The sequence below is a fragment of the Mesorhizobium sp. RSR380A genome (assembly GCF_054719385.1).
The window spans coordinates 3,643,002-3,656,508 of record NZ_JBTTIB010000001.1; the positions used below are offsets into that span (position 1 = coordinate 3,643,002).

At 63.0% G+C, this 13,507-nt stretch carries 10 protein-coding genes; 6 read left to right on the forward strand and 4 right to left on the reverse strand.

Going from position 1 to position 13,507, the window contains the following annotated elements; genetic code table 11:
• The first annotated feature begins 208 nt into the window (after positions 1-208).
• A complete protein-coding gene (locus ACYG9Z_RS17605) occupies positions 209-1,690 on the forward strand; it encodes a flavin monoamine oxidase family protein (RefSeq protein ID WP_023682062.1) in 1,482 nt (493 codons plus the stop codon).
• Positions 1,691-1,764: 74 nt separating this feature from the next.
• Entirely contained in the window at positions 1,765-2,163 is a 399-nt protein-coding gene (locus tag ACYG9Z_RS17610; protein ID WP_031244087.1) for a hypothetical protein, read from the forward strand.
• A gap of 17 nt (positions 2,164-2,180) precedes the next feature.
• Here the strand turns inward: ACYG9Z_RS17610 and ACYG9Z_RS17615 are convergent, their stop codons facing one another.
• Both ACYG9Z_RS17615 and pdxR read right to left on the reverse strand, forming a co-directional pair.
• Positions 2,181-3,785 (reverse strand): trimethylamine methyltransferase family protein, encoded by a 1,605-nt coding sequence (locus ACYG9Z_RS17615; protein WP_023755188.1) that lies wholly within the window; start codon positions 3,783-3,785, stop codon positions 2,181-2,183.
• Between the two features lie 205 nt (positions 3,786-3,990).
• Entirely contained in the window at positions 3,991-5,484 is a 1,494-nt protein-coding gene (pdxR, locus tag ACYG9Z_RS17620; protein ID WP_023682059.1) for a MocR-like pyridoxine biosynthesis transcription factor PdxR, read from the reverse strand.
• Between the two features lie 427 nt (positions 5,485-5,911).
• Between pdxR and pgi the strand changes: the two genes are divergently transcribed.
• The 3 genes from pgi to ACYG9Z_RS17635 all read left to right on the forward strand — a co-directional run bounded on the left by pgi (position 5,912) and on the right by ACYG9Z_RS17635 (position 8,574).
• Positions 5,912-7,555 carry a glucose-6-phosphate isomerase gene (gene pgi / locus ACYG9Z_RS17625; protein WP_023751910.1) on the forward strand — a complete coding sequence of 548 codons (1,644 nt, stop codon included), beginning with the start codon at positions 5,912-5,914 and terminating at the stop codon, positions 7,553-7,555.
• On the forward strand, positions 7,552-8,283 hold the full coding sequence (locus ACYG9Z_RS17630) for an HAD family hydrolase (RefSeq protein ID WP_023688783.1): 732 nt from the start codon (positions 7,552-7,554) through the stop codon (positions 8,281-8,283). Before pgi ends, ACYG9Z_RS17630 begins: the two co-directional genes overlap by 4 nt.
• Positions 8,284-8,352: 69 nt before the next feature.
• A complete protein-coding gene (locus ACYG9Z_RS17635) occupies positions 8,353-8,574 on the forward strand; it encodes a hypothetical protein (RefSeq protein WP_155922478.1) in 222 nt (73 codons plus the stop codon).
• 84 nt (positions 8,575-8,658) lie between these two features.
• On the opposite strand, the gene ACYG9Z_RS17640 is transcribed toward ACYG9Z_RS17635, so the two are convergent.
• Both ACYG9Z_RS17640 and ACYG9Z_RS17645 read right to left on the reverse strand, forming a co-directional pair.
• On the reverse strand, positions 8,659-9,366 hold the full coding sequence (locus ACYG9Z_RS17640; protein WP_031198174.1) for a class I SAM-dependent methyltransferase: 708 nt from the start codon (positions 9,364-9,366) through the stop codon (positions 8,659-8,661).
• A gap of 28 nt (positions 9,367-9,394) precedes the next feature.
• Positions 9,395-11,386: a long-chain fatty acid--CoA ligase gene (locus ACYG9Z_RS17645; protein ID WP_023682052.1), complete on the reverse strand. Its 1,992-nt coding sequence runs from the start codon at positions 11,384-11,386 to the stop codon at positions 9,395-9,397.
• A 476-nt stretch (positions 11,387-11,862) separates the two neighbouring features.
• Between ACYG9Z_RS17645 and ACYG9Z_RS17650 the strand changes: the two genes are divergently transcribed.
• Entirely contained in the window at positions 11,863-13,461 is a 1,599-nt protein-coding gene (locus tag ACYG9Z_RS17650) for an ABC transporter substrate-binding protein (protein ID WP_023669491.1), read from the forward strand.
• Positions 13,462-13,507: the final 46 nt, after the last annotated feature.

Genomic DNA, 13,507 nt, shown 5'->3' on the forward strand with positions numbered 1-13,507 from the left:
GAAAGTCGTCCTGCCTTGCGGATGACTGGTGTGTGATACTGTTTCTTCATAGGACCCGTTGCCCGTTTTAGATCACTGCTCGCACGCCAACTGATCCCACCTGTCAGTATGACATTGCAGTCCTCGTCAGTTTCGGGTTTTTTGACACGAAATCAAGAGGGGTCCAGAGCGTCGTCCATGATGATGGTTTTCCGCCACGGGCGTATCCTTGCCGCCTAGCCCGATCGACATTGCCCCGGTCGACATTGCTATTGTCGGCGCGGGCATGGCCGGTCTCTTCCTGGCGTGGCGCTTGTCCCAAAGTGAAAAGCCCGCAAGGATCGCTGTTTTCGAATCCGCCGGTCGCGTCGGCGGTCGGGCCTCCACGGTCTCATTTCCCGGAGAGCCGAACTTCGGCATCGATCTCGGCGCGATGATGCTGATGCCGCAACATCGGCTGCTCAAAAAACTCATGGCGACGCTGGATGTAAAGCTGTCGGGTATGGACGTCGTCACCGGCGCCAACCGGCTCCATCTGCGCGGTAGGAGCCTGCCCTACGCCGCTATATCGCGCTTTGCGCCGCGCCGCCTGTTTGCCTATGACGTGACGCGTCGGCTGCAGGAAAAAGGCCCGTCCCGCCTGCTGCGAAAGGCGGCAGCACTGATCCTGCCGGGTTCGGAGGCCTTCGGCAGCGCCGAATGGAACGGCGCCGCAGGCTTCGTTTATCGCGGCCGCAAGCTGGCGGATTGGGCGACTTGGGATGTGCTGGCGACTGTCTTGACCCCGGAGGAAATGGCTTTTGCCGAGGACGCGGTGGGCTATTCGTTGCTCCTGCGTGGACCCAACGCCGCCGAGACGTTCAGGCTTGCGCTCGGCGAGCTGAGCGGCGGCCGCTCCTATTGTTCCCCCGATGGCGGGTTCCAGCCGGTTGCGGAGCGAATGGCCGGGCGGATCGCTGTCAGCGGCGGCGCCGTCCATCTCGATCACACCGTGACCGCCATCGCCCGCTCGGCGCAAGGGATGGTCTTGTCTGTCGAGGGGCAAGGCGGGACGGTCGAGGCGCGCAAGGTCGTGCTGGCGTTACCGGTCCGCCCCCTGCGGACCCTGCTGGAAAAGTCCGGCATCGAGCAGCCCAGCGATCTGCCGGCACCGGAACCCTGGCCGATGCTCACGCTGGCCGCCTGCTATGCCAGCCCATGGTGGGCTCGAAACGGCATCGCGGCCGGCCACAGCGTGACCGATCTGCCGGCTCGCCAGATATGGCAGTTCACAAAAGCGGACGCGCGCGACGCGACGATTCGGCGGAGCGTCGCCATGGCCTATTGCGATGGCAGGCACATGGTATTCTGGCGCTCACTGCTGCCTGAGCTCGCTCGGCGCCACGGTTTTGCGGTTTTGGCCGAGGGACATTCCGCGCTGGAGGCCTTTCACGGCCAGATGGTCGAAGTCCATGGCAAACACGGCGCCATCTCGAAACCCATCGGCGGGTTTGCGCAGGATTGGGGTGCGCCGGCCTATGGCGGCGCGTCGCATGTATGGGACCGTGGCATAGATATCTCCGGTATAAAACTGGCGAGCCATACGCTCGCTCCTGGCATTCATGTCTGTGGCGAAGCGTGGTCCAACAATCACGGCTGGATCGAGGGCGCGCTGGAAAGTGCGGAAGACCTGTTGCAGCGGGAATTCGGGCTCGACGCCTGGCTTGCCTGAGACTCCGCAAAGGCGATGAAAAACGATCCTACATTCCCATATGAGTGGTCGGCTATCGGACGGAAAGTATCAACGTGACTAAACGGCGCTCTTCAATCGGTTTCCTCGGCATGTTCGGCCGCTCCGGCGATTTGCGGGAACTCGACACCGCGCTGCGCGGCGCCGATCTGCATCCGGCGCTTGTCCCTGAGGGGGTAAAGCTCACCATCGTCAATTTGATGAAGGATCATTGGCCGGACGAGCCGCCGCCGGACGCCTACCGGTCCGTGGCGCAGCTGTTTGGCTATTGCATCGCGGGCCCACAAACCTTCGAGCAGGCCAATGGGCCGGAGCGGCGGCTGGACGCTGAGCGCCGCATCGAGGCTGCGCTTGAAATCGGCGACAGCCTGGATGCCCAGATCGTGTTGATGGCGCTGCATGGCAAGCTGATCAGCGCCGAAGTGGTCGAGCGCTTTGGGTTAAGTGCGGACTGACCTACGTAAGGTGAAGCTTACCCGCCCATGCCGCTGCGTGGCAGCTTGATCATCTCGCCGAAGCGGGCGCGCAATTTGTCGTCGAGCAGCTTCGGCACATGGCGCGGAAAGCGCTCGGCAAGCACGCGCTTCTTTTCGATGATCGCCCGCTGCAAGATGTCGGGCCGGCCCTTCTCGTTCCATTCCTTGGGCGAAAAGCGGTCGCCCACGGCCGGATAAAAATACTCGGTCTGCATCAGCCGCAGCGTCTGCTCGTTGCCGAGATAGTGGCCTGGGCCATTCATGCAGACTTCGGTGATGGTGTCGATCGACAGCGCTTCGTCGGTCACTTCGATGCCCCGCACGCAGCGCAGGCAGTGGCCCAGCATGTCATTGTCTATGATCAGGCTCTCCAGGCAAAACCCGAGCAGCGAGGCGTGCATGCCAGCCGATTCATAGACCAGATTGAGGCCGGCAAGACCGGCCATCACATCGGTGATGCCCTTTTCATAGCCGGACTGGATGTCGGGCAGTTTCGAATCCGTCATGCCGGCGGCCGAACCGCCCGGCAGATCGTAGAACTGCGCCATCTGCGCACAGGCCGAAGTCAACACTGCCTGCTCGGCCGAGCCGCCCGACATGGCGCCGGTCCTGAGGTCGGAGACGAACGGCCAGGTGCCGAAGATCGCCGGATGCCCGGGCTTGATGGCGTTGACGTAGATGAGGCCGACCAGCACTTCGGCCACCGCTTGCACCACAGCGCCGGCAATTGCCGCCGGAGCGGTGGCGCCGGCCTGGCCGGCCGATAGAAGCAGGATCGGAATGCCGCCTTCGACGCAGGCTTCGAGCACGCCGCAGGCGTCCTCGGCAAACTTCATCGGCGGCACGACGAAGCAATTGGAGTTCGACACGAACGGCCGGGCGCGGAAATTCTCCTCGCCGCCGGCGATCGCATAAAGCATTTCCAGCGCCGGCTGCACGTTCTCGCGCACCGTGAACGAGGTGCCGACATGCTTCGACGTCCCCATCACGCAGGCATAGAGCGTGTTGAAGTCCATTTCGAGCGGATCGGGAATGTCGCGCGGCACCATGGGCCGCTGGAAGAAATGGATGTTGTCGAGCCCTTCGACGAGGCGGGCGGCGTCGTAAATGTCCTGCACCAGCGACTCGCGGTATTCGCGCTTTTCGACATCGACCAGATGCACCGCCGCACCCGCCGTGCCGTAATGCACGCGCTTGCCCTGGATCAGCATGTCATGCCTGGGGTCCTGGCCGTGCAGCGTAAAATTCCGCGCGGCTCGTCTGATCGTGTCCATCACAAGCCCGCGTGGGAAGCGGACGCGGCCGTCATCGCCATAGACGGCGCCGACCCCGGTCAGCGCCTCGATGCAGGAGGGAATGGCATTGGCGAAGCCGACGGTCTCCAGCAGCGTCAGCACCGCTTCATGGATGCGCTCCTGGTCGTTCTGGTTGAGCGGCCCGTAGCTGCCGCCTTCGAGGCCGGCGCGCACCGGCCGGATATCGTCGGCAAGCGGTGCGGCCCGCATGGCGCGGCGCGCTTCGCGCCCGCCGGATCGGCGCGAACGCTGGTCGGCTGATGCATCTTTAGGAGCCGCATCCTGCTTCTCAACAGCCACTGACATGGGGGCACTCCACCTTTAGCTTGCGAAACACGACGCGATGATTGGTCCACCGTCGGCTTGCTTCGTCCCTCTGTCAGCCGACTATGCCGTTGCCATTGGCCCAGCCTATGGGCCAGTCAATGCAGCCGAGTATGCCAGAGAGCTAATGCAGAATGTTGGTGATCATGCCAAGGGCCGGGCTGTTCAAAGCCCCGGCACAGGCAAGTCAGGCTGCAGCGGGCCTGCGTCCGGCTGCGGTCGCGAGCTCGCGAATACCCGGCTCGATGTGCTGCAGTGCGATCGAGGAAATGCCCAAGCGCATGAAACGCGACGGCTTTTCGGTGCGATCGAAGAAGCGATCGCCCGGCTCGATGATGACGCTGCGCGAGGCCGCGGCCTCGGCCAGTCCACGTGAATCGGTGCCGCGCGGGCCTTCCAGCCAGAGCGATGTGCCGCCGGCGGAATCGGTCGAGCGCCATTCCGGCAGGAATGCGGAAATCGCATGGACCAGACGCTTGCGCCGCTCGTCGAAGGCCGACGACAGCCGCCGCACCAGCGCCTCGTGATGGCCGAGCGACAGGAACAGCGCGACCGCGCGCTGGTTGTTGGCCGGCGGGTGCCTGAGCATGAAGCGGCGCAGCGCCCTAAGCTCGGAGATTAGTCCAGCCGAAGCGACGATGTAGCCAAGCCGCAGGCCCGGAGCCAGCGTCTTCGACATCGAGCCGACATAGACGACGCGACCCGAGCGATCGAGGCTCTTCAGCGCCTGCTGCGGCGCCTCGTCGAGAAGCTGGCTGTCATAGCCGTCCTCGATGATGATCTGGTTGTGGCGGTTGGCGCGCGCCAGAAGGTCCTGCCGCCGCTCTGCCGCCAGCGGCACCATGGTCGGGCAATGGTGGCTGGGGGTGACGAAGACAAAGCCGGAATCGTTGGGGATGGACGAGGTGACGATGCCGGACTGATCGACCGGAACCGGCTGGATTTCGGCGCCTGCCAGGCGGAAGATCGAGCGCGCGTCGGGGTATCCCGGGTCTTCCATCGCGACCTTGGAGCCCTTTGTCATCAGCAGTGTCGCCAGCATATAGAGCGCGTTCTGGGCGCCGAGCGTGACGATGATCTCGTCCGGATTGGCGAAGATGCCGCGCCGCGGCAACAGCCGCGCCTGGATCTGCTCGATCAAGAGCGGATCGTCGCGATCGACCATGTCGGAGGCCCAGTTGCGGATTTCGAGCACGGCCAGCGCCATGCGGTTGCACTCACGCCATTCGGCTGTCGGGAACAGCGCCGGGTCGAACTGGCCGTAGACGAAGGGGTAGGACGACTTGATCCAGTTGTCGTGCTTGGCCGGTGGCGGCATATCGCTGGCGGCGATCTGCCGGCGTGCCTTCCAGTCGATCTCGTTCTGCTGGTCGGGCGCCTTCTGGTGCGGCTTGGCGGGGGTGGCCAGCACATCCGGATTGACGAAATGGCCGCGCCGTTCGCGCGCCACCAGGAATCCCTGATCGACCAATTGCTGGAACGCCAGCACCACAGTGCCGCGCGCGACGCCGAGTTTTTCAGCCAGGATGCGGCAGGACGGAAGCGGCATCGAAGCGGCGATCTGCCGGTCGAGAATGGCGGCGACGATCGCCTGACGGATCTGCGCCTGCAGGGTCTGGCCCGATTCCGCCGAAATCCGGAACAGGCCGGACCATATGGCCGTGTCGTTACGCTGTGGCATGGAAGGTGTTCCTCGATGGCCAGTCTTTTTTGCTTGGCTGGACCAGCGGAAGGTAACCGTGGCACAAGGGGTTGCGCCAATCAATTTTTCTGATCGCTGGGATTTATGCCAGTGATCTATGCGCGACGCGCAGCGTCGTCGCATCCCCGGGTGACGCTTTCGTCCTCCCGCAGCGCGGACGCCCGCGCGATGCGAAGCGTCGTCGCGCCTCATTATCCCAAGCGCGACGCGTAGCGTCGTCGCTACTCCCATCACATCATCCAGCGCGACGCGCAGCGTCGTAGCTCCATCAGATCGCACTATGCTGCACTGCGTCATCCCCACGCATTGAAACATGGGGAATTCGGCTCGATAACATCACCCCGACGACACGCGCCGGAAACATCCGGTCTGATAAGATGTCGTGAAAAAGTATCAGGAGCCGGCATTGGATCATTCCTCCTTCGACAAACAGCTTGTCGCCTTGCGTGCTGCGCGCGCGGCGGCATCGGGCACGATGCGCGAGGCTTTTGCCGCCGACCCCAAGCGCTTCGAGACGTTTTCGGCCAGCGACGGCGACCTTTTGCTCGACTGGTCGAAATGCGCGGTCGACCAGCGCACGATGGAACTGCTCGAGAAGCTCGCCGCCGCCGCCGATCTCGAAGGTCGCCGGGCCGCAATGTTTTCCGGCAAGAAGATCAACATCACCGAGGACCGCGCCGTGCTGCACACGGCGCTTCGCAACCTCTCGGGCAAGGGCGTCACGGTCGATGGCCAGGACGTCAAGGCGGATGTGCTGTCCGTGCTCGACGCCATGGGCGCTTTTGCCGATGCCATTCGTTCCGGCAAGGCCGCCGGCGCCACCGGCAAGAAGATTACCGACATCGTCAATATCGGCATTGGCGGCTCCGATCTCGGCCCGGCCATGGCGACGCTGGCGCTGGCGCCCTATCACGACGGCCCGCGCGCGCACTACGTCTCCAACATCGACGGCGCCCATATCCACGACACGCTGAAGGGCCTGTCGGCCGAAACCACCCTGTTCATCATCGCCTCGAAGACCTTCACCACGGTCGAGACGATGACCAATGCCGAGACGGCGCGCGAATGGGTGCAGAAGGCGCTCGGCAAGGAAGCTGTCGGCAAGCATTTCGCCGCCGTCTCGACCGCGCTCGACCTGGTTTCCAAGTTCGGCATCGAAGCGGATCGCGTGTTCGGCTTCTGGGACTGGGTCGGCGGCCGCTATTCGCTGTGGGGCGCCATCGGCCTGCCGGTGATGATCGCCATCGGCCCGCGCAACTTCCGCGCCTTCCTCGATGGCGCGCATGAGATGGACGAGCACTTCCGCACCGCACCCCTGCAGAAGAACCTGCCGGCGCTGCTGGGGCTGGTCGGCTGGTGGCATCGCGTGATCTGCGCTTATCCGGCGCGTGCGGTCATCCCTTATGACCAGCGCCTTTCCAGGCTGCCGGCCTATCTGCAGCAGCTCGACATGGAATCGAACGGCAAGGGCGTCACCCTCGACGGCACGCCGGTGACGACGCCGACCGGACCGCTGGTCTGGGGCGAGCCCGGCACCAATGGCCAGCACGCCTTCTTCCAGCTGCTGCACCAGGGCACCGATTCCATCCCGGTCGAGTTCCTTGCCGCTGCCGTCGGCCATGAGCCGGATCTGAAGCACCAGCACGATCTACTGCTTGCCAATTGCCTGGCCCAATCGGAAGCGTTGATGAAGGGCCGCACGCTGGACGAGGCTCGCGCGCAGATGCTGGCCAAGGGCATGAAGCCGGCCGATGTCGACAGAATAGCCCCGCACCGCGTCTTCTCCGGCAACCGCCCCTCGGTGACGATCCTCTACCGCAAGCTCGACCCGCGCACCTTCGGCCGGCTGATCGCGCTTTACGAGCACCGCGTCTTCGTCGAAGGCACTCTGTTCAACATCAATTCCTTCGACCAATGGGGCGTCGAGCTCGGCAAGGAGCTGGCGACCGGCCTGTTGCCAGTCGTGGAAGGCAAGGAGAGCGCCGCCAAGCGCGACGCATCGACGGCCGGGCTGGTGGCGCGCATCCAGCAACTGCGGGGGGCGCAATGAAAAATCCGGCCGACATCAAGGGCATATTGTTCGACAAGGACGGCACGCTTGTCGATTTCAACGCGACCTGGCTCGGCATCGCCGATTTCATGGCCATGGATGCTGCCGAGGGCGATCGCTGGAAAGCCGACAGGCTGCTTTCAGCGGCGGGCTTCGATTTTGTCGCCAAGCGTTTCAAGCCGGATTCCATCTTCGCCTCGGGCACCAACATGGATGTCGTCGAACTATGGTTCCCGCGCCTGTCCGACGAGGACCAGATGCTGGCCGTCGCCCGTTTCAACGAGATCACCTCGGTGCAAGGCTCATCGATGGCGGTGGCCTTGCCCGGCATCGTCGCGGCGCTGACGGCTCTGCACAAGCGATCCTACCGGCTCGGCGTCGCCACCAATGATTCGACTGCCGGTGCCGAAAAGACCATGGTCACGCTCGGCGTCGCGCAGCTGTTCACCGCCGCCTATGGCTATGACGCGGTCGCCAATCCGAAACCGGCGCCGGACACGATCGTCGCCTTTTGCGACCTGACCGGGTTGAAGGCGTCCGAGATCGCCATGGTCGGCGACAACCGCCACGACCTGGAGATGGCGCGTGCCGGCGGCTGCGGCCTGGCGGTCGGCGTGCTCTCCGGCACCGGCACGCGTGAATCGCTGGCGTCGATCGCCGATGTCGTTCTGGATTCGGTTGCCGACTTGCCGGACTTTCTGTCGGCGCGGGTCAAGGAGACGGTCTGACGGGGGCCTGGGGCAAACTCAATTCGGCTCGGGATTTCCCCGCCAATGGCCGAGTTGGGGGAAGCAGCCATGAAACTATGGAGCTTCTGGTTTGTTTTCGGACATAGTGGGCTACTCATCAGCAGAGCAAACGTACCCGCATCTGCCGCACCTGATCTTGGCGCTTGCGTTATCGATGTCTTCGCCAGGCTGAAGCTCGAAGCCGCGATTTTCGCACTTTGGGCAAACTATGAAGCCGATACGTTGAACAACTTTAATCCACGCCATTCGACTTCTCCTATCAACGGCTAATCCAATCTATTTTCTGCCCCTTGAGGTTTGTCCACAATGAGTAGAATCCGGCCATTCAGAGCGACTGGGCTTTGCCGCGTCGCGCTAGCAATCTTCCGGCTCGAACCAAAACACACCGCTCGGCTTGGTCACATCACCCTTTGCGTCGCCGAAATCCGGCACCTGATATTCGGCGAGCAATCGTAGCCGCGACAGCGGCAGATCGGCGCGGCGGGGATCGCCGACCAGCACCTCGATGCCGGCTGCCAGGCAGCGGTCGAGGAACGGGATCACCCGCAGAGCAACCTCGCGGCCGTAGAACACGTCGCCGGCAAGCACGAGATCGACCGCTGGCGGCGGGCCCGTGGTGATATCCTGGTCGACAATGGTGATCTCGACGCCGTTGGCCAACGCGTTGAGGCCGATCGCGGCGACGCCGTTGCGATCGCTCTCGGCGGCGATCACCGCGCTGGCGCCGGCCTTGGCGGCGGCGATGCCGACGAGGCCCGAGCCGGCGCCGAGGTCGAGCACGCGGTGACCGGCCACGATTTGCGGATGGTCGAGTATATAGCGCGCCAGCACGGCGCCGCCGGCCCAGGCATAGGCCCAGTAGGGCGGCTGCGGCTCAGCTTCGTGCTCCTCGGTCTGGCTGCCGTCTTCCGGTCCATGAGCTCGCCACTCGACAAGCCGCCTCAGGCCGCTGCCGGAATGAGCCGTATAGAGCTGGATTTCACGAAGGGCGGGAACGGGCGCAAGCCGCAGGTTCGCCTTGATGAACACTACTGCATCGGGACGCCGACTATCGTCCGCCATCCCGCCGTCGCCAGGCTCGCCGTTCAAATTATTCCCGCAGCGCCCGGCGCAAAATCTTGCCCACCGGCGTCTTCGGCAGCTCGGTCCTGAACTCGATGTATTTCGGCCGCTTGTAGCCGGTCAGGTTCTCGCGACAATACGCAGTGATTGCCTCAACGGTCAGCGCCGGATCCTTCTTGACGATGAACAGCTTCGGCACTTCGCCCGAATGCTCGTCCGGCACGCCGACCGCCGCCACTTCGAGCACGCCCGGATGCTGGGCGACGACTTCCTCGAGTTCGTTGGGGTAGACGTTGAAGCCGGAGACCAGGATCATGTCCTTCTTGCGGTCGACGATCTTGGTGTAGCCGCGCTCGTCCATGAAGCCCATGTCGCCGGATTTGAAAAACCCGTCCTTGGTCATCACCTTGGCGGTCTCGTCCGGCCGGTTCCAGTAACCGGCCATGACCTGCGGCCCGCGAATGCAGATCTCGCCGACCTCGCCGAGCGGCAGGTTGTTGCCGTCATCGTCGCGGATGACGATCTCGGTCGACGGCAGCGGCAGGCCGATCGTGCCGGTGAAATTGCTGTCGCTGAACTTGTTGGCGGTCGCCACCGGCGAGGTCTCCGACAGCCCGTAGCCCTCGGTGATCGAATTGCCGGTCAGCGCCTTCCAGCGCTCGGCAACCCCCTTCTGCACCGCCATGCCACCACCCAGCGTCATGATCAGCGGCTTGAAGTCGAGCTTGCGGAAATCCTCGTTGTTGAGCAGCGCGTTGAACAGCGTGTTGAGGCCGGGGAAAATGTGCATCGGGTATTTCTGCAGCTCCTTGACGAAGCCGGGAATGTCGCGCGGGTTGGGAACGAGCACGTTCTGGGCGCCCTGCTGCATGCCCATCAGCGCGTTCACCGTCAGCGCGAAGATATGGTAGAGCGGCAGTGCGCAAATGAAATTGAGATGCGCCGGTTTCGGCTTGATCGCATAGGCGTCCTGCAGCCACAGCGTGTTCTGCGCGACATTGGACAGCACATTGGAGTGCAGCAGCACAGCACCTTTGGAAATCCCCGTGGTGCCGCCTGTATATTGCAGGAAGGCGACGTCGCTGGCTTCCATCTTGGCCGGCTTGAAGGCGATGCCGGCGCCGGCCTTCACCGCCGCATTGAACTTGACATGGCCGGGCAGCGACCAGGCCGGCACCATCTTTTTCACCCGGCGCACGACCAGGTTGACGATCGTGCCCTTGAGGCCGCCGAGCATGTCGCCCATCGCCGCGACCACCACATGCTTGACCGCCGTCCTGGCAATCACCGCGTCCAGGGTGCTGGCGAAATTCTCCAGAATGACGATCGCCTGCGCGCCGGAATCCTTGAGCTGATGTTCGAGCTCGCGCGGCGTGTAGAGCGGATTGATGTTCACCACGACATAGCCGGCGCGAAGCACGGCCATCATCGCCACCGGATATTGCAGCACATTCGGCATCATCAGCGCCACGCGTGCGCCTTTCTGCAGGCCCTTCGATTGCAGATAAGCGCCGAAGGCGGCCGATTGCCGCTCGAGTTCGGCATAGGAGATCGACTTGCCCATGCAGACGTATGCCGGCTGGCCGGAAAACTGCTTGCAGGCGCCGACGAGGAAGTCGCCGATCGAACTGTAGGGCAGGGCGCCGATCTCCGCCGGCACGACTTTCGAATAGCTTTTTAGCCATGGCTTTTCCGGCAAGCCCGCGGCAAGCGCCGTCAGCGTATTCGGCAGTTTTTTGGCCGCGCCCGGCGACGGCTTCGAGGCGGGCTTCGCCGCGGCTGTCTTCGCGGCTGGCGGCTGGGCGGGCTTTGCAGCGGGTGTTGTCTTCGCCGCGCGCTTGACCGCAGGTTTCGCTGCCGGGTTGGCGCTTGCCTTCGCCGGCGTCGAGGTTGCCGTTGGCTTGACGGCGGGAGTGGCTTTGGCCGGTGGCGCTTTCGACTTGGCGGCAGCGGCGGCCGGTTTTGAAGCTTTCGCCGCTTTTGCTTTCGCCGGGGCCGTTGTCTTTGTTGCTTTCGCCACCTCTAGCCTCCCTCGGTCGTTCTGTTGCCTGCTCCTGCTGCGCCGCCTCGATGTGGTGAGGCGTCCTCCGCTGCAGCGATGTCGCGGATTTCCGGAAAATCCAGCGTGTCATCTATCTATTGCGACTATCGGCGGCCGTGCAAGTCTTGCCCCAGCGGCAGGACGGCAAAGATTTGCCGTCGAAATCCTTCCCGCGATGCCAGCTCAGGCAATGCCGTCCGGTCATCTCGGTGGCGAAACCCAGGCTTGTGGATTTTTGGCTTACGATTGCTGCGATCAATGAAAAAATGCGGTCGTTAACAATCCCGTGATTAGCAGATTTTGCTATTTGTTTCTGCAGTTCGTCAAAGACCGAGAAATATTTTCTGCTTACGGTGGGGTAGGCAAACAGGGTGTTCCAAAGCCGGAAAAACGGTGCTTATATGCGCGCTTCGCGAGCCTATAGAGGGGCTTGGAAGAACATCAGGGAGTGCTCAATGAAAAAGAAACTGACTTTTGCAGCCGCGTTGCTGGCTGCAAGCGTCCTCGGCGGTGTGGCCAATGCCAAGACGCTGGTCTATTGCTCGGAGGCCTCGCCGGCCAACTTCGACCCGGGTACCACGACGGGCGGCAACGACTTCGACGCCTCGTCGCGCACCGTCTATTCGCGCCTGGTCGAGTTCAAGCATGGCGGCACCGAAGTTGTGCCCGGTCTCGCCGACAAATGGGAGATTTCGGACGACGGCCTGGTCTATACTTTCCACCTGCATCCGGGCGTGAAGTTCCAGACGACGGATTTCTTCAAGCCGACGCGTGATTTCAATGCCGACGACGTCGTCTTTTCGTTCGATCGCCAGTTCAACAAGGAAAACCCCTGGAACGGCGAGAAGTACCTGCCGAACCTGACCTGGGACTACTACACCGGCATGGACATGCCGAAATACGTCGCCAAGTGGGAAAAGGTCGATGACCTGACCGTGAAGCTGACGCTGACCGAGCCGAACGCGCCGATGCTGGCCAATCTCGGCATGGACTTCGCCTCGATCGTGTCGAAGGAATATGCCGACCAGCTGGAAAAAGACGGCAAGATGGCCGACTTCTCGACCAAGCCGGTCGGTACAGGTCCGTTCCAGTTCGTCGACTACCAGCTGGATTCGGTCATCCGCTATGCGGCCAACCCGGACTACTTCAAGGGCAAGGAAAAGATCGACGATCTCGTCTTCGCGATCACGCCTGACGCCACCGCCCGCATCCAGAAGGTGCTCGCCGGCGAATGCGATATCGCGCCCTATCCGAATCCTGCCGACATCGGCACGATCAAGGCCAACGCCGACGTGACCCTGATGGATCAGGCTGGCCTCAACATCGGCTATATGAGCTATAACACCACCATCCCGCCGCTCGACAAGCCTGAAGTGCGCCATGCGCTCAACCAGGCGATCGATCGGGAATCGCTCATCAAGTCGCTGTTCCAGGACGCCGGCGCCACGCCGGCCGTAAACCTGATCCCGCCGACCATGTGGTCGTGGAACAAGGACGTGAAGTCCGACGCCTATGATCCGGAAGCCGCCAAGAAGGTGCTGGCCGATGCCGGATTGAAGGAGATCCAGCTTTGGGCCTCCGACCGCGTCCGTCCCTACAACCCGAACTTCCAGCGCGCCGCCGAACTGATCCAGGCTGACTGGGCCAAGGTCGGCGTCAAGGCGGAGATCGTCAGCTACGAGTGGACGAAGTACCGCGAAGAAGGCAAGAAGAAGGAGCGTCCGGGCGCCTTCCAGATCGGCTGGACCGGTGACAATGGCGATCCGGACAATTTCTTCGCCACGCTGTTCGCCTGCTCGGCCATCGGCGTGTCGAACTACTCCAGCTGGTGCGACAAGGACTTCGAGGATCTGATCCAGAAGGCCAAGAAGACCAGCGACCAGGCCGAACGCACCAAGCTCTATGAAGAGGCGCAGGTTGTCTTCCAGAAGCAGGCTCCGGCCTTCCTCATGGCACACAGCCAGGTCTACGCAGTCGTGCGCAAGAATGTCAGCGGCTTCATGATGGACCCGCTCGGCATTCATCGCTTCGACGGCGTCGACAAGGCCGAATAGAACTGTTAGGCGGGCGGCGCGCAATCAGGCGCCGCCCGCTTTTCAA

Coding starts and splice junctions, on each gene's coding strand:
- ACYG9Z_RS17615 (WP_023755188.1), bottom strand. CDS start 3,785: ATGTCAGTGGCTGTTGAGAAGCAGGATGCGGCTCCTAAAGATGCATCA.
- pdxR (WP_023682059.1), bottom strand. CDS start 5,484: ATGCCACAGCGTAACGACACGGCCATATGGTCCGGCCTGTTCCGGATT.
- ACYG9Z_RS17630 (WP_023688783.1), top strand. CDS start 7,552: ATGAAAAATCCGGCCGACATCAAGGGCATATTGTTCGACAAGGACGGC.
- ACYG9Z_RS17635 (WP_155922478.1), top strand. CDS start 8,353: ATGAAACTATGGAGCTTCTGGTTTGTTTTCGGACATAGTGGGCTACTC.
- ACYG9Z_RS17640 (WP_031198174.1), bottom strand. CDS start 9,366: ATGGCGGACGATAGTCGGCGTCCCGATGCAGTAGTGTTCATCAAGGCG.
- ACYG9Z_RS17650 (WP_023669491.1), top strand. CDS start 11,863: ATGAAAAAGAAACTGACTTTTGCAGCCGCGTTGCTGGCTGCAAGCGTC.